This window comes from Actinomyces procaprae (assembly GCF_004798665.1).
GTDB classification, from domain to species: Bacteria; Actinomycetota; Actinomycetes; order Actinomycetales; family Actinomycetaceae; genus Actinomyces; species Actinomyces procaprae.
The window spans coordinates 3071562-3089896 of sequence record NZ_CP039292.1 but is presented as its reverse complement, the minus strand read 5'-3'; the positions used below and the strand labels follow the sequence as shown (position 1 = coordinate 3089896).

The following is an 18335-nucleotide window of genomic DNA, read 5'->3' as shown; positions in this document are numbered from 1 at the left end:
CCGGGAGTACGACAATCGCGAGTGCGTCAGGAAGCACCTCGCACCTTCAGGTGCATTAAGACGGCGCGGCGGGCCTTGCGCCGAGAGGTCACCTCCTGTCAGGAAGCACCTCGCACCTTCAGGTGCATTAAGACCCCTGGGGGGTAACGACGAACTCGCTCGGCTCGCTCGTCAGGAAGCACCTCGCACCTTCAGGTGCATTAAGACGACTGCGGCGCAGGGGCCTAGCCTGCAATGTCTCGTGTCAGGAAGCACCTCGCACCTTCAGGTGCATTAAGACCCTGCAACTAGACACTCTACGATAGGAAGTTACGGAAGTCAGGAAGCACCTCGCACCTTCAGGTGCATTAAGACGACGAGCACTGCCCCGGTCACCCAGAGACCCTCGCGTCAGGAAGCACCTCGCACCTTCAGGTGCATTAAGACGCTGGGCCTGGCTCATTTCACTCACCTCCCCTTGTGTCAGGAAGCACCTCGCACCTTCAGGTGCATTAAGACCCGCCAGCAGGGCTAGCGCTGGAAGAAGGGTGTTGTCAGGAAGCACCTCGCACCTTCAGGTGCATTAAGACCCAGGAACGCTACAGCAATCATGCTGCTAAGGTACGGTCAGGAAGCACCTCGCACCTTCAGGTGCATTAAGACACCTGGCCGGCATTGTTTGCCTCCTCCTTGGGCGGGGGTCAGGAAGCACCTCGCACCTTCAGGTGCATTAAGACAGCCTGATGGCTTTCCCGGCATCTCTGCCTGTGTCGGTCAGGAAGCACCTCGCACCTTCAGGTGCATTAAGACTAGCGAATTTCGTCCGACACGCAGTGCAGCTCTCGTCAGGAAGCACCTCGCACCTTCAGGTGCATTAAGACCGACGTAGCTGGGCATGATGAACCAGTAGTCGTCACTGTCAGGAAGCACCTCGCACCTTCAGGTGCATTAAGACGTCGGCGGGAGTGCCGCGGAACTCCACGCGCTCCTGTCAGGAAGCACCTCGCACCTTCAGGTGCATTAAGACTCGTCGGCAGCGCCGATGAAGCGCGGGGCCTCCGGGTGTCAGGAAGCACCTCGCACCTTCAGGTGCATTAAGACGCGCAATACGCTGCGCAGAAGTCGGCGCAGTAGGTCAGGAGGCACCTCGCACCTTCAGGTGCATTAAGACATCAAGGATACGAGGGCCTTGAGGACGTTGATCCGGGGTCAGGAAGCACCTCGCACCTTCAGGTGCATTAAGACGCTGTACGGGACCCGCCTGACCATGCCCGCGCCACGTCAGGAAGCACCTCGCACCTTCAGGTGCATTAAGACATCCCTTCACTAAAGGGCGTCGCCCTATTCCTCAAAAAGTCAGGAAGCACCTCGCACCTTCAGGTGCATTAAGACTCCTCCGATTGACCTCTCGGGTCTCAGCGGCGTATGCGTCAGGAAGCACCTCGCACCTTCAGGTGCATTAAGACCCGCGCTCCAGCAGGTATGCGAGGAGCGTGACCAGGTCAGGAAGCACCTCGCACCTTCAGGTGCATTAAGACAGCCCCAGAAAGGGTGTTGCTAGGACGTAGGTGAGGGTCAGGAAGCACCTCGCACCTTCAGGTGCATTTGGGCGCGGCGGACGGCCGCCTGTGGTGTGTTTCGGGCTATCGACGTTTGGGGGCGTGCTGGTTTTGGCCAGGCTGTGCTGCGGTGGTCGTGTTCGGGCGGGTGCGGGCGTGTTCGGGTCGATGGGGTCGTACTCGGGCAGTGCCAAGCTGCCGAGAACGTCATCGTGATCCCCGGTCCCTCCACGTTCGTGAGGGACTGGGGCGCACGAGGACGTTTTCGCCGGGCGCTGGTCGTCCTCGGGCGTAAGCGGTCGTAGTCGGATGTGCGAGGCCTTAGTGGTAGTAGGCCTGGCACGCCCGGGTGTGTTTGCCGGTCGTCGGCGTCGAATGGACTGTCCGGGAGTCGCTCTCAGGCAGTCCGAACACGGGAACCGCAGGAACACCGCCCAAACAGGGAAGATCGGTGATGTCCGGTGCGTCACCACGGCCGTTCGGACGGTGCTGCCGCCGGAGGGAATGCGGCTCTTTGCGTTTGAGGGTGTGGTGGTGTGCAGGTGAGGGCCTGGTGGTGGACGTTGTGGACGTCCCGGCGGGTCCCTCCGGAGTGCGGCGGTTGGGGTGGGAGGGGCTCGGATGCTCGCCCGGCAGCTCACGCCCTCCGGCCGGCGATTCGTACGTTCACGCGACGGTTCGTACCTTCTGGTCAACGATTCGTACCTTCCGGCGACGGTACGTACCCCTGGGTGCCGAACCGTCGCCGGAAGGTACGAATCGTCGGCGCTATGTGCCGAACCGTCAGCCAAAGGTACGAACCGTCAGGCCCCGCGCCGGCCTACGCGCCAGATCCCACCCGGGAAAACACGCCCGGCGCCCCGGCCGGCCCGCACCCGGCGACGCGGGCGTCAACGACAAGGCCCGACCCCGCACCCCAGCCGACAACTCCCACCCCCACCAACCACACCCACAAACACGAACAGCCGGGAATGGTCGGCGTGTGGCCGGAAGCATGCGGGCTGATGGTGTCAACGGCAACGCAGGCGGCTCCCTGAAGTCGCGTCCACGCCGGGTCGGTCTCGGAGCTCCTGCCGCCGGGTCAGTGCGCCACCAGTTCCAGCAGGGCACAGGCCTCCCGATAGGCGGCGTCCTGCTTGGTGATTCTGCTCTGGCCCGCAGGGTTCCACTGGACGCCGTCGAAGATTGCCCAGCACTCGAAGGGACCGAGCTTCGACATGTACCGAACACCGCCGTACGCAGGCTCGCCGGACGCCAGCGAGGCGAGATACGCCCAGCGTGCTAGCAGGCGAGTCACTAGCCGATCAGAACCGCGGACGGCGCCGATGTCCAGACGCGATATGCCGAGTCTGCATAGTTCGGGGGCAAGGGCATCTTCAAATACCGGCCAGGCGTCGGAACTCTCCACATCAATGAACGGGCTCGGTTCCTCCAGGGTAAGCCGTGCAAGCCGACGTCGTTCACGCCAGTCCCGGGGTACTGATCCGGCAATCATGAATCCCGGGGTGTCGCGCGCTACAGCCGCCCGCGCCGCCGTCGTCGGCCTAAAGGACTGCAGCGTCTCAACGAAAGCCCCTGTGGGGGTGCTGGCCGCATACATGACGCCGCCCCCGAGTACATCGAACCGGTTGCCCGCATTCGGCAGGCCAGAGACCTCCGGCGTGATCTCGGAGAAGTGGAACGGCGCCTCTGCCCTGCCGATACGGTACAACGGGCCCGTCGGTTCGCACAGCACGGTAGACCGCGAAACTACTGCGCCTGGAAGGATCGGGCCGCGGCGAAGACCTCCTTGAAGCGGTCCTCCGCCAGCGCCTCCGCGGGGGAGTCGTCCCCGAGCTCGGGGTTCGAGCCCATAAACCACGCGCGCACCGTGTGTGGGGAGTCCGTGGCCGCCAACTCGAGGTAGATGCGGAAGGTCTCCCGCATGCGGCGCTCGTTGGTCTCGCGGGGGTTCGCGGACGTTCCTCGCGACCATCGGGTGATCGTCTCCGGCGCGACTCCCACAATCAAGGACACCATGCCGGAGCCAAGGTTGTCGACGAGTGTATTGGTCATCGTGCGCCAATCCGTCGTCGCCGTGCGACGGTGCGCCGTACGTGCCTGGATCAGTGCCGAAGTAGTCATGAAGTCAATGATATGTCGTGCGCATGTCGCCGACAAGGTTGCGCCGGATTGTGGAGCACGTGGGCTCGGCGCACGGGTGAGGCGGAGCTGGCGGCCCTGGTGGAGGCTGGGCGGGAGAAGATCCGGGGAGGCCAGGGTGTGCTGGACCTGGTCTACCTGACCCCTCGGGCTGCCCGCCAGGCCGCGCCGGCGGTAGTGGTCGGGCAGCGCTCTGCCCTGCTGTGGGACGTGCTGTGTGGCGCGTATGCGGCCCTGGGGCTGGGTGAGGCCACTGGTGGGGGTGAGGGGTTCAGGCAGGTGGTGCTGGCCCGGCTGGTCGAGCCAACCGGTAAGGAGCAGGTCCCCGATGTGCTGGGCGAGCTCGGAGTTGACGCCGTGACCCCGCGCTCCTTGTTCCGGTCCCTGGCCCGTTGCGCGGGCCGCCAGTGGCGGGAACGGATCGCGGACGCTTGCCTGCGGCACGTCACCGGCTGCGGCGACCTAAGTCGGTGCCTGCAGGCGTGACGACCCTGTACTTCGGGGCGGAGAAGGAGGCCGCCTACGGCGGGTGGGGTACTTCAAGGAGTGGCGGGCGGGGCCCGCAGGTCATTGTGGGGCTGCTGGTGGACCGGACGGGCTTGCCCCTACAGATAGGCTGCTGGCTGCACTTGGCTGCCGACAGCTCCGGCGGCGCCCGGGAGCGGGGCGGTCTACTGCGCCACTTCCCGGTCTGCTGCGCCGCTTCGCCGTCTGCTGCGCCGCTTCGCCGTCTGCAACGCCACTTCGGGGTTAACAACGCCAGTTAACCGTCTGCTGAAGGCCCCTGGGGTATACAGCAGAGCGTTAAGTAGCGTTGTTAACGCCCAGCCGGCGCACCAGACACCCCACGCCACCCCACCCCATGCCCCAGGACATCGGCAGCAGTCATGCCGCAGCCCGAGACACCACACCCCCAAACCGGAAGAGCCCCATTGGCCCCTAGGCAGCACGACGTGGGCGGCGGCAAGTCTCAGACCTTGCCGCCGCCCACGCCTGCGGTGCTTGTACTTCACGGCCGACTGTGCGTCCGTCGGGGTGGTGCTCCTTCGGGGCGCAGCCGAGCCGGGACGCTCAGCGGGACATCCAGCTGCGGTTGTCCGCAACTGGCCGAGAGTAGCGCCGGTTCGGAGACACCGGGGTCACCGCGCGGACGCTGTTGCCATTGCCGGGGCTCGCGGTCCCGGTGGTCCCACCCTGGCTGTTGCTCTGTGCGCCGCTGGTGGCAGCCGCAGTCGGTGCGGCGCTGCTCTGAGCAGACTGCGTGCCCGAGCCCTGCCCGGCAGACGTGCCACTCCCGGAGGTGCCGCTCCCGGAGCCGGCGGACTCGCCAGTGTTGGCGGCCTCGGCGGTGAAGCTCGGACGCGCCACGAAGGACAGGTCCTGCTTGAGCACCGGGTTCAGGGTGGTGATGTTGACGCCGTCGCCCGTGCCCGTGGAATGGATCAGCATGCCGTCACCCATGTAAATGGCGGCGTGGTACACGTTGCCGAAGTAGGTGGACTCGGTGCCCGAGCGCACCTGGTCAATGCGCCCCTCCGGGTCCTGCTGGGAGAAGAACAGGATGTCACCGCGCTCGAAGCTGTCGCCATCGGCGCCGGTCTCCATCCACAGGTCTCCGTTGGCGTAGAACCAGCTGGCCAGGTTGTTGGCGCGCCAGATCTTCGAGGTGGTGGGGTCCACCCCGAAGTCGACGGCGTAGCCCACCTGGGTGTTTTGATCGGACACGTAGGTGGTGTGGTCGTAGTCCCATCCCAGCAGCACCATGCTCACGAAGGTGGAGCAGGTCACGCCGTAGGGGGCGGTGGTGCTGGAGTGCACGACCGTCCCGGTGAGGGGCGTGGGCCGACTGGAGTCCCAGACCAGCTGGCTGCCGGCGTCGTAGAAGGTCTGTGCGCGGGAGATGAGGTCCTCGACGGCGGCGGAGTCCGTGGTGCGCGTGGGTGAGGTGGGCAGCCCCTGCGGCACCGCGTAGGTGTCGTCAGCAAGGGGAATGGCGATGTTGCCCTCAATCCCGTCCGGGAGGGTATCCGAGACGGAGAAGCTCATGCCCGCGCCGTCGTCGGCGAACTCATCGCCCGCGGTGTAAACGGTGCCAGACAGTCCGGATGCGGACATCAGGTCCAGGGTGGTGTCGAACTGGACTGCCGCCTGGGCGGGGGCCGCCGGAAGGGCGGCGGCTATGGACAGTGCAATGGTGGCGGATGCTCCCAGGGTGATGGGGACACATCGGCGCAGTGATCGGATTGGCGACAAAACTCAGGGTCTCCTGTGCATCTTGGCAACGGGTATCGTTGCGGTGTGGGCCGTTCCCCGGGAATCAGGGGCCGGTCCGAACCGGTCATCGGGGGTGTGCCCGGCCTGGTTCAGGTACCGGACCGGTCGAGCACGTAACTGACACGTTAGACGACTCGACCGTCCCTTTGCCAACTCTTTATCGTCGGTGTCTTCCACGACTTGGTCACACTGCGGCCTCATAGTCGGCGGGGATCCGCGTGCCTGCGCCGATCCCCGGCCACGCCCGGCGCGAACACGTGCAGGTTCGGGGGGAACGTGTCGGTGGTTTCCGCTAGCGTCGGAGCGGTCAGACGTGCGAAAGGGACAAGACGCCGATGAACGATTCCGGTCAGATCCGCGTGGTGGCGCGCTCCATTAAGCAGGGCGGCCGCGGCGCAGACAAGGGGGGCTCCAAGCAGGGGCCCGGGCGGCGCCGCGCGGCCCTGGGCAACCCGCTGCTGTGGATCGCCCCGTTCGTGCTGCTCGTCCTGCTGGGCTGGGCCCTGCTCAGCTCCGCCAGCGGGTACCGCACGATCGACACCTCCGAGGGTCTGGCGATCCTCCAGGACAGTGCCGGCACCGTCGAGTCCGTGACCGTCGTCGACGGCACCCAGCGCGTAGAGCTCGACCTCACCGCCGACTACACCAGCAAGGCCAACCGCTCCGGGGAGACCGACCAGAACCTCGGCCGCCGCGTCCAGTTCACCTACACCGAGGCGCAGGCCGGGCAGGTCAACCGGCTCGTGCAGGCCGCCAACCCCTCCGGCGGCTACAACTCGGTGGTGCCCACCACCAGCTGGTGGTCCTCCCTGCTGCAACTGGTGCTGCCCATGGTGGTGTTCATCGGCTTCATGTGGTGGCTCCTGGGCCGCATGAGCGGTGACCGCGGCGGCGCCCTGGGCTTCGGGCGGTCCAAGGCCAAGGTGGGCAGCAAGGAGATGCCGGACGTCACCTTCGACGACGTCGCCGGTGAGGACGAGGCCGTGGAGGAGCTGGAGGAGATCCGCGAATTCCTCTCCGAGCCCCAGAAGTTCCAGGCGGTCGGCGCCAAGATCCCCAAGGGGGTGCTGCTGTACGGCCCGCCAGGAACCGGCAAGACCCTGCTGGCCCGCGCCGTCGCCGGGGAGGCCGGGGTGCCCTTCTTCTCCATGTCCGGCTCGGAGTTCGTGGAGATGTTCGTGGGTGTGGGCGCCTCCCGGGTGCGGGACCTGTTCGAGCAGGCGAAGGCGAACGCCCCCGCCATTATCTTCGTCGATGAGATCGACGCCGTCGGCCGCCACCGCGGTTCCGGCATGGGCGGCGGGCACGACGAGCGCGAGCAGACCCTCAACCAGCTGCTGGTGGAGATGGACGGCTTCGACGCCACCACCAACGTCATCCTGATCGCCGCCACCAACCGGCCCGACGTGCTCGACCCGGCCCTGCTGCGGCCCGGCCGCTTCGACCGGCAGGTCTCAGTAGAGGCCCCGGACATGGCCGGCCGCGCCGCCATCCTGCGCGTGCACGCCAAGGGCAAGCCGATGACCGACGACGTCGACCTGGACCAGGTGGCCAAGCGCACGCCCGGCTTCACCGGTGCCGACCTGGCCAACGTCCTCAACGAGGCGGCGCTGCTGACGGCCCGCTCCAACGCGCAGCTGATCGACAACCGCGCCCTGGACGAGGCCATCGACCGTGTCATCGCCGGCCCGCAGAAACGCACCCGCGTCATGAACGACCACGAGAAGGCCGTGACCGCCTACCACGAGGCCGGCCACGCCCTGTGCGCGGCGGCCAGCGCCTACTCCGACCCGGTCACCAAGGTCACCATCCTCCCGCGCGGCAAGGCCTTGGGCTACACCATGGTCATGCCCGCGGATGACAAGTACTCCACCACCCGCAACGAGCTGCTCGACCAGCTGGTCTACGCCATGGGCGGGCGCGCCGCGGAGGAGATCGTCTTCCGCGACCCCACCACCGGCGCCTCCAACGACATTGAGAAGGCCACGGCCACCGCCCGCAAGATGGTCACCGACTACGGCATGACCAGCTCCGTGGGGGCCGTGCGCCTGGGCACCACCGAGAATGAGACCGTCCTGGGCCTGAACGCCACCAGCCGTGACTTCTCCGAGGACGTCGCCGCCACGGTCGACGCCGAGGTGCGCGCCCTCATGGACGCCGCCCACCGCGAGGCCTGGGAGATCCTGGTGCGCAACCGGGACGTGCTGGAGGAGCTCGCCACCCAGCTGCTGGAGAAGGAGACGCTGCTGGAGAAGGACCTGGAGCAGATCTTCGCCCCCGTGATCAAGCAGCCGCGCCGCCCCCTGTGGCACTCCGACGACGCCCTGGTCCTGACCGACGACGTCGCCGCCACCTTCGCCTCCGCCGCGCAGGCGCCCGACCGGCACGCGGCCAAGGCGGCCCGGGCCGCGTCCGAGTCGGTCGGCGCCGTCGACGCGGCCGCCGACACGGCCGACGACCCGGCGGAGGGCGCGGGCGGCGAACGGTCGGCCGGTGCCGTCCAGCAGCCGGACTCCGACGGGCGGCCCGAGGAGTGGCGGCAGTGGTGAGCGGCTACGACGCCGACGGCGTGCGCCGCGCCGTCCGGGACCTGCTGACCGCCATCGGGGACGACCCGGACCGTGACGGGCTGCGCGACACGCCCGACCGGATCGCCCGGGCCCTGGAGGAGATGTTCTCCGGGCTGCGTGAGGACCCGGCCCGGCACCTGGAGATGGTATTCGACGCCGACCACCAGGAGATGGTGCTGGTGCGGGACATCCCCCTGTACTCGGTGTGCGAGCACCACCTGCTGCCCTTCCACGGGGTCGCCCACGTGGGCTACATCCCCGGTGAGGACGGGCGCGTCACGGGCCTGAGCAAGCTCGCCCGCCTGGTGGAGGGCTACGCCCGCCGCCCGCAGGTCCAGGAGCGGCTCACCTCCCAGATCGCCGACGCCATGGTGGAGCGCCTGGGTGTGCGCGGGGTCATCGTCGTCATCGAGGCCGAGCACCTGTGCATGTCCATGCGCGGCGTGCGCAAGCCCGGTGCCAACACCGTCACCAGTGCGGTGCGCGGCGTCATGCACAATGCCGCAACCCGCTCCGAGGCCATGAGCCTGGTGCTGGGCCGCCGCGCCTGAGCGGGACCGACGTCGATTGGGGGCGCTTCAGGCGGCTGAGGCGGTGGATGCTGTGGGCGCTCGCAGGTGCAGCGCATTCACCTGCGGCGACGTCGGCGATGTATCTCAGGCACATCGAGTTCGGGGACGGCGCGCCGCATGAAGGAGTCGAACTCCGGCACGGTGAACGCGGCGTACCCGTGTTGAGGCGTGTAGAGCAGACCCATTTCGATGAGCTGTGAGCGGATGGGGCCCAGCTGGGAGGACTCGCGCTTCATAAGGGACGCGACCTCGGAGGCCTTCTGGGGCTCCGGGCCCAGCTCGGCCATTGCGCGCATGTACGCCGTTTGCAGCGGTGTGGCTCGGTCGAGGCGCACCCTGAAGAAGGAGCTGTCCAGCTTGGCCTCGTAGGCCTCGCGTGCGGTAGAGATGTCCTCTGCCGTGATCCGACCATCCTTCGCGACGATCCACGCCTGGTAGCCCAGCTCTTGCAGGAAGTACGGGTACCCGTGGGTGATCTCGACGGCCCGATCCGCCGCTTCGGGCGTGAGAGTAACGCCTTCCGCCTGAGCGGGTTCCATGATGGCGCGGCGCGCCTCCTGCTCGGTCAGCGAGTCGATCCGCGGGAATGTGAACAGACGCTCGGCATAGGACTTGGCATCACCGGCGAGCTCGGCGATTTGAGGTAGGCCCGCACCGACGAAGGTGATGGGGAGCTTCTTCTGCACGGACTTGTGGACCGCCTGGATCAGGGACTCCAACTGCATCTTGTTGAGGAACTGGACTTCATCGATGAGGATGACGACGCCCGTGTCCTTCTCCTTGGCGACCTCTCCGACAGCCAGGAACACGTCGGTCAGGTCGAGGCCCAGGTCGCCGTTGTCCGCGTATCCATCAGATGCCGGGACGTCCCAGGTCAAGGCGATGCTCCCCTCCGGGTCCACGGACAGCATGAAGGAACTGAGCACCGCCGCCGCATGTCGAGCGCGTTCGCCCCACCTGCGCCGGGGCGACAGGTGCAGGAGCGCGGCACGGAACTTCGCGAAGATCATCTGCCGGAACGCGCTCTCGTCGTGTTTGGACGCCTCCATCTCGATGACCTCCCAGCCCGCTCGCGCTGCGATCTCAGCGAACCGGCTGAGCAGCACGGTCTTGCCGACGCCTCGAAGGCCGGTGATGATCATGGACTGGTCGGTGCGTCCGCGCTTCAGGCGTTCAAGCAGGTCAGAGAAGTCCTTGGTCTGCCCGTCGCGTCCTATCAGGGCCTCGGGGGTGGCTCCGGCGTTGGGCGTGTACGGGTTGTTCACGTTGTCCATGTTGGCATCTTACTAGTTTTACTACGTTTTATTGTGTTCTAATAAAATGACGGTGGTGGTGAATAGCCCCCAACCCGCTCCGAGGCCATGAGTCTGGTGCTGGGCCGCCGCGCCTGAGCCGGGCCGCCCACAGGGCCTGCCGTACGCCCCGCCCCGGATTGTCTTTTCATACTGTGCCCCTGAAATCCGGGGGAATCGCGTGGCGTCCGATAGCCTGGGGGCGTGAACACGATCCCCGTCGCGGCTCCGGCGCCGCTGCCGCAGGCACTCACGGCGGCCGCTGCGGCCGGACGGACCCTGGTGATGGGAGTCGTCAACGTCACCCCGGACTCCTTCTCCGACGGCGGTCGCTGGGACACCACTGAGCTCGCCGTCGCCCACGGCCGTCAGCTGCTGGCGCAGGGCGCGGACATCCTGGACATCGGCGGCCAGTCCACCCGCCCCGGCGCGGCCGCCGTGACCGGGGAGGAGGAGCGCTCCCGTGTGCTGCCGGTCATTCGTGCCCTGGCGGAGGCCGACGCCGTCGTCTCCGTGGACACGCTGCACGCGGACACAGCCGCGGCCGCCGTGGCCGCCGGCGCCCGCATCATCAACGACGTCTCCGGCGGGCTCGCCGACCCCGGCATGCACCAGGTCGTCGCGCAGGCGGGCGTGGTCTACATCTGCCAGCACTGGCGGGGTGACCCCGCAACCATGGACACCCTCACCGACTACGGGCCGGGCGGCGTCGTCGCCGGGGTGGAGGCGGAGCTGCGCGAGCGCCTGGCGGAGCTCGCCGCCGCCGGGGTGCGCGCGGAGCAGATCGTGATCGACCCGGGCCTCGGCTTCGCCAAGACCCACGCCCAGTCCTGGCAGCTGCTGGCCGCCACCCGGCGGCTCACGGAGGACCTGGGGCACCCCGTCCTGGTCGGTGCGTCACGGAAGCGCTTCCTGGCCGCCGTTACCGTACCCGAGGCCGCAGCCGACCCGCTCGCACGCGACGCCGCCACCACCGCCACCACCGCCCTGGCCGCCGCCGCAGGCGCCTGGGCCGTCAGAGTCCACGAGGTCCCGGCCAACCGAGACGCCGTCCGCACCGCTTCCCTCTGGAAGGAAAACCGATGAGCACCAACTACGCCAGCCCCGACAGGATCACCCTGAAGGGATTGTCCGCCCGCGGCTACCACGGCCTCCTCCCCTTCGAGCGCACCGAGGGGCAGCTGTTCACGGCGGATGTCACCGTGTTCCTGGGGGAGCGCGGAACCGCCATCGCGGCGGTAACCGACTCGGTGACCGACGCCGTCAACTATGCGGACGTGGCCCAGGCCGTCGTCCGTATCATCGAGGGCGAGCCGGTCGGGCTGATCGAGACACTGGCCGAGCGCATCAGTGACGCCGTGCTCGCCTTCCCGCGCGTCACTGCCGTGGAGGTGACGGTGCACAAGCCCCAGGCGCCGCTGGACGTCGCCTTCGACGACGTGTCCGTAAGCATCTTCCGTGACGTCGACTCCGCGGCGGAGCGGGCCCCCGAGTCCGCTGGCGTCCCGCAGCCCGCCTCAGTGGCGGAGCCGGTCGCGGAGCCGGTTGCGGCCGGCCCCGCGCCGGAAGCCGCATCGCCGGTAGCGGAGCCGGAGACGACGGCCCCGGCCGCGGAGGCGGATGCCGACGCCGCCGAGGACGAGGCCGCCGTCGCCCCACCGCCGCAGGCGGAGGCGCCGACCGCCTACGGCATGGCCGCGCCACTCACCCCCCGGCCCGAGGCCGCAGCTCCGGAAGCACCCGCGGCACCGGTGGTCGATGCGGCGGTCCCGCTCCCCGCGGCACCGGCGCCCGTCGTCCAGCCGCCAGTCGCCGCCCAGCCGACTGCCACCCGGAGGCGCCCTCCGCCGCGCCCGCGCCGGAGTCGCTCGCGGCCCCCGCGCCCCCTGCGCCCCAGCCCCCGGTCGACCCGCTGTCCCTGCGCCCCCAGGCGCCCGCGGAACTCGTGATCGCCCTGGGAGGCAACGTCGGCGGCGTCGTCCCCGCCCTGCGCACCGCGGTGAACACGCTGCGGCAGACCGAGGGCATCACCGTGACCGCCGTCGCCCCGCTGGCCCGCACCGCCGCCGTCACCACCGACGGCGACGAGCAGCCCGACTATCTCAACACGGTGGTGCTGGCCACCACCACCCTCGCCCCGCGTGAAGTCCTGGCCGTATGCCAGGACCTGGAGGCCGCCGCGGGGCGCGTGCGCACCCGCCCGCAGGGGCCCCGCACGCTCGACGCGGACATCATCACCTACGAGTCCGTCACCTCCGCCGACCCCGAGCTCACGCTCCCGCACCCGCGTGCCGCCGAGCGCGCATTCGTGCTCACCCCCTGGGCGCAGGCCGATCCCTTCGCCGAGATCGGCAACCAGTCCGTGGCCGCCCTGGCAGAGGTCGCCCCCGACCGCGACGGCGTGCGCTGGCTCGCCCTCGACTGGCTCGACTCCGACCACCTGCCCGCGCTGCCGACCGGGCAGTACGTCGCCCCGCCCGAGGCGCAGGAGGCCGACGAGGCGGACGCCCCCGCACCCGTCGTCCCGGCCCCCGCGCAGTCCGCGGCGCCCGAGCCGCAGCCGTCGGCTCCCGCGCAGTCCGCGGCGCCCGAGCCGCAGCCGTCGGCTCCCGCGCAGCCCTTCGCACGGCACGCGGCGGAACCCGTCGCCACCCCCGCCGCCCAACCCGAGCCGCCGGCCACCCCGGGCTTCCTTAACGGGGCCGGCTACGGCAGCGTCGGTGCAGCAAGCGGAACCGGTGACGATGAGGATGAGAACGTCTGGGCCGCCCCGCCCAACTGGAACGACGTAATCGGCCGCAACGGCCAGAACCGATGATGCGACGCACGCGCTGGACGACCGTCCTCGCGTGCTTCGTCGGCCCCGGCGTGCTCGCCTGGGCGGCATCCGACCTCATGCTGCGCCACCGCGGCTGGGTCGCCTCGTTGACGCCCTGGGGCGCCGTCGTCGCCGCCGCCATCGCAGCGATCGTGCTGATCGCCGGGCTGGCGGTCCGGCGCCTACGCGAGCACGAACCCACCTGGATGACTCCCCCGGGGGCCGCCACCACCGCGGCTGCGGCACAGGCATCCGCCCGGGTCGGCGCGGTCGTCGGCGGGGTGTACGCCGGCGGGCTCCTCGTCGCGCTGCTCAACCTGGACTCGCCGGCCATGACCTCACTCGCCCGTTCCGCGGGCGCCTGCCTGACCGCATGCGCGCTGTGGACCGCAATCGGCCTGCTCGTGGAGCACTGGTGCGCAATCGGCGAGGACGACGACGATGACCTGCATCCCGGCTCCTCGCCGCACGGCAGCGCCGCCTGAACCGGGCCCGGGCCGCTGTCCGCCCGGGACCACGGCCGTGAGAACATCGCTCCATGCCCATGAACCCCGACACCCCCGCAGACCACGAATCCACTCGGACGCCGTCGACGCACTCACCGCGCCCCGGCAGGCTCGGCGTCGGCATCATCGGTGCCGGCCGGGTCGGCGCGGTGCTCGGCTCGGCCCTGAGGTCGGTGGACCACCAGATCATCGGCGTGCACGCCGTCTCCGCGTCCTCCCGGGAACGGGCCGAACTGCTCCTTCCCGGTGTTCCCATCCTCGACGTGGAGGACATTGTTGAACGTGCCGAACTGGTGCTCCTGGCGGTCCCCGACGACGCCCTTGCGGACCTGGTACAGGGCCTGGCCGAGCTCGGGCGCTGGCAGCCCGGCCAGCTGGTGGTGCACACCTCCGGCGCCTACGGCGTCGGCGTGCTCGAACCGGCGCGACGCTGCGGCGCCATACCGCTGGCCATCCACCCGGCCATGACCTTCGGCGGCTTCTCCACCGACGTCGCCCGCCTGATCGGCTGCCCCATGGCGGTGACCGCACCCGCCGCCGTCCTGCCCATCGGGCAGGCGCTCGCGGTCGAGCTCGGCGGCGAGCCCTTCGTCCTCCCGGAGGAATCCCGCCCCGCCTACCATGCCGCCCTCGCCCACGGCGCCAACCACCTGGTCACCCTGGTGGGCCAGGCGGTGCGCATCCTGGCCGCCGCCGGCGTGGAGGACGGCGCCGCCACCCTCGCCCCACTGCTGTCCATCGCCCTCGATCGTGCATTGCGCGAGGGCGAGGCCGGCCTGACCGGGCCGGTGGCGCGCGGCGACACCGGCACCGTGCGCACCCACCTGGCGGCCCTGACCGAGCTGCGCGACGCGAATGGCCGCCCGCTGGACGACGTCGTCGACACCTACCTGACGCTCGCCCGGGCAACCGTCGCCCGTCGCGAGGCCACCGGCGCGCTGGGGGCGCAGCAGGTGCGCGCCCTGCGTGAGGTCCTGAGCGACCACGGTGAGGACTCCGCCGGGCAGCCCCCGGAGCAGATCATCTAGCGTTACCCCATGACCGCCTCAACCACCCCGGACGCTCCCACCCGCACCGTCCTGGCCCGCACCCGCGAAGACCTCGCCTCCGCCCTGGCCGGCGACGACGCCCCCCGCGCCGTCGTCATGACCATGGGCGCCCTCCACCAGGGCCACTTCGACCTCGTGCGCGAGGCCGCCCGCCGCGTCGGAGCCGACGGCACCATAGTCGTCACCATCTTCGTCAACCCGCTCCAGTTCGCGCCCGGGGAGGACCTGGACGCCTACCCGCGCACCCTCGAGGCGGACCTGGACGGCCTGGCCGCCGTCCTGACGGGTGCGGACGGCGCGCTCGCGGTGGGGCGACTGGTGGTCTTCGCCCCCACCCCCGAGGTCATGTACCCCCACGGCGACCCGCAGGTGCGCATCGAACCCGGTCCGCTGGCAACCGTCCTGGAGGGACGCACCCGCCCGACCCACTTCGCCGGCGTGTGCCAGGTGGTGCTCGCCCTGATGCACCTGACCGCGCCGCGCTGGGCCATGTTCGGCCGCAAGGATGCCCAGCAGCTCGCCGTCGTCAAGGCCATGGTGCGCGACCTGGCGGTACCGGTTGAGATCGTGCCCGTCGACATCCGCCGCGAGACCGACGGCCTGGCCATGAGCTCACGCAACGCCTACCTGTCCGATGCCGAACGCGGGCACGCGCTCGCTTTGTCGTGGGCGTTGGAGGCCGGGCGTGCCGCCGCCCGTACCGGCGCCGACGCCGCCACGGTGCGCGCGGCCGCCCAGCAGGTGCTTGAGGCCGAGGCGGGCGTGGAGGTCGACTACGTCGCCGTCGTCGACCCGGATTCCTTCGTCGACCTGGCCGGGGCCGGGCTCGGCCTGGAACCGCAGGCGCAGCCGGAGGCAGGGCCGCGGGGCGCGGGGCGGGGCGGCGCGCCCGGCGGCGCCTCCTGCCGCGGACTGCTGGCGGTCGCCGCCCGCGTGGGCACCACCCGGCTCATCGACAACACGCTGATCGACCTGCTCTGACCCCTCCCCGCGGGCGCGCCCTCCAGTCCTAAGGCGCCGTCGCCCCCTCCGGCGGCCGGGAGCCGGGTTCGCGGACGTTCCCCGGGAGGATCCACGGGGTCGGCCCGCTCCTCCCGTGGGAGGATGCATCACGGCGGCCACGCTTGCGATGCTCGGTGGGAATCCAGCATCAGGAGCCCCCATGTCCCCAACTCTCCCGCACCCAACTGCCCTACCGACGGCGGACCCCTTCGCCCCTGACGGCGTCGACTTCCGGCCCGTATCCCCACGGCTGATCACCGCGCGCCTGGTCTCCAACCTGGTATTCAACGGCGTGTGCCTGATCGGCTTCGTGGCCGCGGGTATTTGGGCGAGTCCCTGGTTCCACATCGGGACGGTATTGGTCGTCGTCCTCACCGTATGGGAGCTGTGGCTCATCCCCCGGCAGGTGCGGGCCATGGGGTACGCCATGGCCGATGACCACCTGCTGTGGCGCAAGGGCATCATGTTCCGCAGAATCAACGTCATCCCATACGGGCGCATGCAGTTCGTGGACACCTCCCAGGGGCCGCTGGGCCGTCACCTGGGCATCGCAGAGGTGAAACTCCACACGGCGTCGGCGTCGACGGACGCGACGATCAACGGACTGCCCGTAGCCGAGGCGGAGAACCTGCGGCGCCTCCTGTCCGAACGCGGCGAGCAGAGGATGGCCGGACTATGAGCACGCATCCGCTCACATCCGGCGACCCCGGCGCGCCACGGGCGGCCACCGTCCCGCCCAGGCCCGGCGATCGGCGTCGGCGCGATGACCTGAACCCGACCACCCAGGAACGCGGCATCACCCTCCCACCCGACGCCAAGTGGTCCCGGGTGCACCCCATTACCCCGCTGCTGGAGGGGTGGAAGGGCATCACCGCCGTACTGGCCATCCTGGTCTGGCAGAACGTGGAGTACGTGGGCGACGCCTATTCGGCGCTGCAAGAGGTACAGGCGCGTGTATCGCCGCGGCTGATTACGGGGGCGGCACTGGCCGTCCTCGGTGTGGTCGTGGTGATCGGCCTGGGCCTGTGGCTGTCATGGCGGATGCGCGCATTCGCCGTCGACCGCGATGCCGTCTACCTGCGCACGGGAGTTCTCAACCGGCAACTGCGCACCGCGCGCCTGCCGCGCATCCAGTCCGTCGACATCGTCCACCCGCTGCTGGGCCGTATCTTCGGGCTGGGGCGGCTGAAGGTGGAGGTCGCCGGGGGCGGGGACTCGAATGTCACCATCGGCTTCCTGCGGACGCGCGACTTGGAGGAACTGCGCGAGCAGATCCTGACGCTGGCGGCCGGAGCCCAGCTGTACGGCGGGGGCGAGGCGGCGGAGCCGGATGCGACCGCGGGTGCGGGGATGGAGCGGCTTGGCGAGGCCGACGAACCGAATGGGGACGCGGGGCCGCGCAGTTGCCTCGTTGACACCGACGGGACGGCGGGCCGGTCGGTGCCCCACGGGTTCGAGGATGCCATGACCGCGCAGCCGATCCCGGGGGAGCGTCTGTCCGCCGCCGAGCACTACCTGTATGAGGTGGACACCCGCATCCTGATCGGTTCGATGCTGCGCTCGGGAGCGACCCTTGCCGCCGTCGCGGTGTCGGTCAGCTTCCTGGTGTTGCTGGCCGTGTGGCTGAGAATCGGGGCCTTCCAGGACAACAGGCCAGTGGCGGTGTTCTTCAGCGTGCTGCCTATGTTGACCATACCGTTCGGTTTCGGGGCATACGCGTGGAGCCGCTTCGACAAGGGGTGGCGCTTCCGGGCTGCGGCCGCGCCCGCGGGGATTCGAACGCGCTTCGGGCTGACCGCGGAGACCTCCTCCACGCTCCCTCCCGGTCGGGTCCATGGCGTGCAGATCGCGCAGGGGCCGTTGTGGCGCGGTCCCGACTGGTGGCGGGTTGAGGTGAGTGTGGCCGGGCGCAGCGCTGCTGAGACCAAGTCCTCCGGGACGGTGGAGAACAGCGGGGCTAACGTGCTGCTGCCGGTGGGGCGGCGTGATACGGCCCTGCGGGCGCTGTGGCTGGTGGTGCCCGACCTGGGTGTGGCCGATCCCGACGCCTTCCTGGAATCTGCCCTGACCGGGCAGGGCCAGGACGGTGCGGGCGACGAGGCCCTGGCCGTCGGCGCCGCCGGGCGCGGGTTCATACGCATAAGTCCCCGTGGGCGCCTGTTCTCCCCGCTGGCGTGGCGGCGCGAAGCGATCGCCCTTACCGACACCTGCGTGGTGCTGCGGCTCGGGCGGTGGCGGCGGCGTGTCAGTGTGATCCCCTACGAGCGCATCCAGTCGCTGCGGCTGGTGCAGGGACCCTGCGCGCGGCGCCGCTCCCTGGCTGCGCTGCACCTGGACATGGTGGATGCGGAGATCGGCCGCTCCTTGAGCAACCTGGACCTGAACGACGCCGCCGCCATTGAACGTGTCATCTCCGAGCGGGCGCTGCGGCGCAGACGCGAAGAACGGCTGGACCGCTGGCTCGCCCGCGCCACCGAGAACTCCTGAAGGGCGTCCGCACCCCCTGAAGCGTCCGCACCCCCTGAAGGGCGTCCGCACCCCCGAGGCGCTTCTCTTCACCGAGATCGGTAGT

Annotated in this window: 14 protein-coding genes, 1 pseudogene and 1 CRISPR repeat array (1 of these 16 only partly in view); of the genes and pseudogenes, 11 read left to right on the top strand and 4 right to left on the bottom strand. The window is 69.6% G+C overall.

The genetic code is table 11. The features are described 5' to 3' along the window. A CRISPR array of direct repeats spans positions 1 to 1590; the repeat unit is 37 nt; unit sequence GTCAGGAAGCACCTCGCACCTTCAGGTGCATTAAGAC; it reaches 849 nt to the left of the window's first position. A gap of 1029 nt (positions 1591 to 2619) precedes the next feature. Both E4J16_RS12640 and E4J16_RS15190 read right to left on the bottom strand, forming a co-directional pair. Further along, a complete protein-coding gene (locus tag E4J16_RS12640) occupies positions 2620 to 3273 on the bottom strand; it encodes an RES domain-containing protein (protein WP_240038145.1) in 654 nt (217 codons plus the stop codon). A 14-nt stretch (positions 3274 to 3287) separates the two neighbouring features. Beyond that, positions 3288 to 3662, bottom strand: a complete 375-nt coding sequence (locus E4J16_RS15190) for a hypothetical protein (protein ID WP_168708096.1) — start codon at positions 3660 to 3662, stop codon at positions 3288 to 3290. A 38-nt stretch (positions 3663 to 3700) separates the two neighbouring features. On the opposite strand from E4J16_RS15190, the pseudogene E4J16_RS12635 reads away from it, so the two are divergent. Then, positions 3701 to 4327: pseudogene (locus E4J16_RS12635) on the top strand (IS1634 family transposase); the annotation flags it as partial. A gap of 424 nt (positions 4328 to 4751) precedes the next feature. Here E4J16_RS12635 and E4J16_RS12630 read toward each other — a convergent pair. Next, positions 4752 to 5933, bottom strand: a complete 1182-nt coding sequence (locus E4J16_RS12630; protein ID WP_136314186.1) for an NlpC/P60 family protein — start codon at positions 5931 to 5933, stop codon at positions 4752 to 4754. Positions 5934 to 6289: 356 nt separating this feature from the next. On the opposite strand from E4J16_RS12630, the gene ftsH reads away from it, so the two are divergent. Together ftsH and folE are read left to right on the top strand one after the other, a co-directional pair. After that, positions 6290 to 8503, top strand: a complete 2214-nt coding sequence (ftsH, locus tag E4J16_RS12625; RefSeq protein WP_136314185.1) for an ATP-dependent zinc metalloprotease FtsH — start codon at positions 6290 to 6292, stop codon at positions 8501 to 8503. Further along, positions 8500 to 9075, top strand: a complete 576-nt coding sequence (folE, locus tag E4J16_RS12620) for a GTP cyclohydrolase I FolE (protein WP_136192664.1) — start codon at positions 8500 to 8502, stop codon at positions 9073 to 9075. Before ftsH ends, folE begins: the two co-directional genes overlap by 4 nt. A gap of 77 nt (positions 9076 to 9152) precedes the next feature. Here the strand turns inward: folE and E4J16_RS12615 are convergent, their stop codons facing one another. Next, complete coding sequence (locus E4J16_RS12615; RefSeq protein ID WP_136314184.1) at positions 9153 to 10370, bottom strand: ATP-binding protein; 1218 nt, start codon at positions 10368 to 10370, stop codon at positions 9153 to 9155. A gap of 222 nt (positions 10371 to 10592) precedes the next feature. On the opposite strand from E4J16_RS12615, the gene folP reads away from it, so the two are divergent. From folP to E4J16_RS12575, 8 genes are all read left to right on the top strand, one after another. After that, positions 10593 to 11474 (top strand): dihydropteroate synthase, encoded by an 882-nt coding sequence (gene folP, locus E4J16_RS12610; protein WP_396027323.1) that lies wholly within the window; start codon positions 10593 to 10595, stop codon positions 11472 to 11474. After that, a complete protein-coding gene (folB, locus tag E4J16_RS16005) occupies positions 11471 to 12337 on the top strand; it encodes a dihydroneopterin aldolase (RefSeq protein ID WP_136314183.1) in 867 nt (288 codons plus the stop codon). Before folP ends, folB begins: the two co-directional genes overlap by 4 nt. Beyond that, positions 12334 to 13206 (top strand): 2-amino-4-hydroxy-6-hydroxymethyldihydropteridine diphosphokinase, encoded by an 873-nt coding sequence (gene folK / locus E4J16_RS12600; protein WP_168709511.1) that lies wholly within the window; start codon positions 12334 to 12336, stop codon positions 13204 to 13206. Before folB ends, folK begins: the two co-directional genes overlap by 4 nt. Further along, positions 13203 to 13691 carry a DUF3180 family protein gene (locus tag E4J16_RS12595; RefSeq protein ID WP_240038144.1) on the top strand — a complete coding sequence of 163 codons (489 nt, stop codon included), beginning with the start codon at positions 13203 to 13205 and terminating at the stop codon, positions 13689 to 13691. The genes folK and E4J16_RS12595 overlap by 4 nt, the downstream gene beginning before the upstream one ends. 59 nt (positions 13692 to 13750) lie before the next feature. Further along, positions 13751 to 14740 (top strand): Rossmann-like and DUF2520 domain-containing protein, encoded by a 990-nt coding sequence (locus E4J16_RS12590; RefSeq protein WP_136314705.1) that lies wholly within the window; start codon positions 13751 to 13753, stop codon positions 14738 to 14740. Between the two features lie 9 nt (positions 14741 to 14749). Continuing rightward, positions 14750 to 15742, top strand: coding sequence for a pantoate--beta-alanine ligase (gene panC, locus E4J16_RS12585; protein ID WP_136314181.1), 993 nt, complete (start codon positions 14750 to 14752; stop codon positions 15740 to 15742). Positions 15743 to 15923: 181 nt separating this feature from the next. Continuing rightward, the gene (locus E4J16_RS12580; RefSeq protein ID WP_240038143.1) at positions 15924 to 16442 is read left to right on the top strand and encodes a PH domain-containing protein; all 519 of its coding nucleotides are present in this window, start codon (positions 15924 to 15926) and stop codon (positions 16440 to 16442) included. Continuing rightward, positions 16439 to 18250, top strand: a complete 1812-nt coding sequence (locus E4J16_RS12575) for a PH domain-containing protein (RefSeq protein ID WP_136314180.1) — start codon at positions 16439 to 16441, stop codon at positions 18248 to 18250. The genes E4J16_RS12580 and E4J16_RS12575 overlap by 4 nt, the downstream gene beginning before the upstream one ends. The last annotated feature ends 85 nt before the right edge of the window (positions 18251 to 18335 follow it).

Excerpts from the sequence above, each read along its gene's own strand:
- E4J16_RS12590 (WP_136314705.1), top strand. The coding sequence starts at position 13,751 with ATGAACCCCGACACCCCCGCAGACCACGAATCCACTCGGACGCCGTCG.
- E4J16_RS12580 (WP_240038143.1), top strand. The coding sequence starts at position 15,924 with ATGTCCCCAACTCTCCCGCACCCAACTGCCCTACCGACGGCGGACCCC.
- ftsH (WP_136314185.1), top strand. The coding sequence starts at position 6,290 with ATGAACGATTCCGGTCAGATCCGCGTGGTGGCGCGCTCCATTAAGCAG.
- E4J16_RS12575 (WP_136314180.1), top strand. The coding sequence starts at position 16,439 with ATGAGCACGCATCCGCTCACATCCGGCGACCCCGGCGCGCCACGGGCG.
- E4J16_RS12595 (WP_240038144.1), top strand. The coding sequence starts at position 13,203 with ATGATGCGACGCACGCGCTGGACGACCGTCCTCGCGTGCTTCGTCGGC.
- E4J16_RS15190 (WP_168708096.1), bottom strand. The coding sequence starts at position 3,662 with ATGACTACTTCGGCACTGATCCAGGCACGTACGGCGCACCGTCGCACG.
- panC (WP_136314181.1), top strand. The coding sequence starts at position 14,750 with ATGACCGCCTCAACCACCCCGGACGCTCCCACCCGCACCGTCCTGGCC.
- E4J16_RS12615 (WP_136314184.1), bottom strand. The coding sequence starts at position 10,370 with ATGGACAACGTGAACAACCCGTACACGCCCAACGCCGGAGCCACCCCC.
- folB (WP_136314183.1), top strand. The coding sequence starts at position 11,471 with ATGAGCACCAACTACGCCAGCCCCGACAGGATCACCCTGAAGGGATTG.